This is a genomic window from Flavobacterium sp. (assembly GCF_023151265.1).
Lineage (GTDB): Bacteria > Bacteroidota > Bacteroidia > Flavobacteriales > Flavobacteriaceae > Flavobacterium.
On record NZ_JAKLJH010000228.1, the window covers coordinates 1 to 1,890 of the forward strand.

Consider the following 1,890-nt stretch of genomic DNA (forward strand, 5'->3'; position numbering starts at 1 on the left):
AAAATTACCGCTAACGTCAGACTGTGAAAAAACTTCACCGTCTTGAAAACAAATATAGTAAAAAGCTTGCAAATAAGATTTATTTTTTGGATATTTATATATGCAACATATCCAAGGAATTTCGCGTCATCAGCTTCAAATGATTAGTTTAGAAGACAAAATCACATCAGATAACCCCGTTCGTTTTATAGATGTTTTTGTAAATAGTATTGATTTGCAAAAAATAGGATTTATCTCTAGAGTTTTAAAAAAGGAAGGTCGTCCAAGTTTTGATACGAAAGTTTTTTTAAAAATTTATTTGTATGGTTATTTAAATGGTGTTCGAAGTTCAAGGCGATTGGAAAGAGAGTGCTTTCGGAATATTGAAGTTCAATGGCTTTTGGAAGCGATTATCCCGAATTACCACTCGATATCTGATTTTAGGAAAGAGAATCCCAAAGCACTGAAGAATCTTTTTAAATTATTTGTTTCATTTTTAAAAGATGCGGATTTAATTTCTGGCGACATCATTGCTATTGACGGCACTAAGTCTAGAGCACACAACAGTAAAAAAGCTAATTATAGCCAAAAGAAAATAGCGCAACATTTAGCCTACATTGATGCAAAATCTCAGGAATACTTAGATCAATTAGAACAAAACGATGATCAAGAGAATTTAGATAGTTTAACAAATATCCAACAAAAAATAGAACGTCTAAAGCAAAATAAAATCAAATATGAACTACTAGAGGAACAACTTAAAAGTAGTGGTGAACCACAAATAAGTACTACAGATGCAGATGCAAGAGCACTTTTGGTTCAAGGTCAAGTGGTAGAGGTGAGTTATAATATACAAGCGGCTGTGGACGACAAGCATAACTTAGTAGTGGCTTCACATACCATTAATCGCAACGACAAGAATGCGCTGTCTTCTATTGCGCTAGAAGTAAAAGAAAACCTAGCAATAGAAACCTTTACTGCTATAGTTGACAAAGGTTATCACAATGGTCGCGAATTAGAAATTTGCAAACAAAACAACATTACCACTATAGTGGCCGTTCCCGCACAAGGAAAGAGTAATGAAAACGGTACGCAACCCGAGTATCTTGTCTCGAACTTTACCTACGACAAGGAGGAAAACACTTATACTTGTCCACAAGGACAAGTCTTAACCACTACGGGAAAATGGCATAAGAAAACAGGTCGCACGGAGGAAAGCGGCTACATGTATCAAAAATTTCGCACTCCAGCCTGTAAATCCTGCCCAGTAAAAGACTTATGTACTAGTCGAAAAGGGGGAAGAGAGATTGACCGAAGTCAATATGCTGAAGCGGTTGAAGAAAATACCCAGCGCTATAAGGAAAACGCCCAACTTTATCGTAAGCGTCAAGAAATTAATGAGCACATCTTTGGTACTATTAAGCGAAAATGGGGATACAATTATACGAACTTAGTAGGATTAGAAAAAGTAAATGGTGAACATAGTCTGATTATGTTGGTGTACAATATAAAACGCAGCATCAATATCCTTGGTGTGCCTAATTTAATAGCCAAACTCCAAACCTGGAACAGTCCTTATAAGAAAAAGGAGTGTTTTTTTGTAAAAACGACCTATTTAAGGTTGTTTTTAGCTTCAATTATTTTTGGAGCAACTCAAAATACATCAAAATATAGCTTGGCTTACAACGAAACTAATGCTTTGTAAAAAAGTATTTTTTTGTACAAAAGGAGGTTTTTTCACAGCCTGACGTTTTGCGGCTTGCCGCAGTAGCGGGTTTTAAAGTTTTTTTGTCTTACGAAGATAAGATTTTCCAGAGGAAAATCGGGCTTCTTTTTAGCAATTTACCAGCTATTGCGGGAAACCGCTGTTAGCAGAAGGCCTAATTATCAAAATTTAAGAGTTCGTTTAGT

General features: G+C 35.6%; 1 protein-coding gene. It reads left to right on the forward strand.

Going from position 1 to position 1,890, the window contains the following annotated elements:
* The first annotated feature begins 100 nt into the window (after positions 1–100).
* Positions 101–1,684, forward strand: a complete 1,584-nt coding sequence (locus L6Q46_RS13850) for an IS1182 family transposase (RefSeq protein ID WP_291284805.1) — start codon at positions 101–103, stop codon at positions 1,682–1,684.
* Positions 1,685–1,890: the final 206 nt, after the last annotated feature.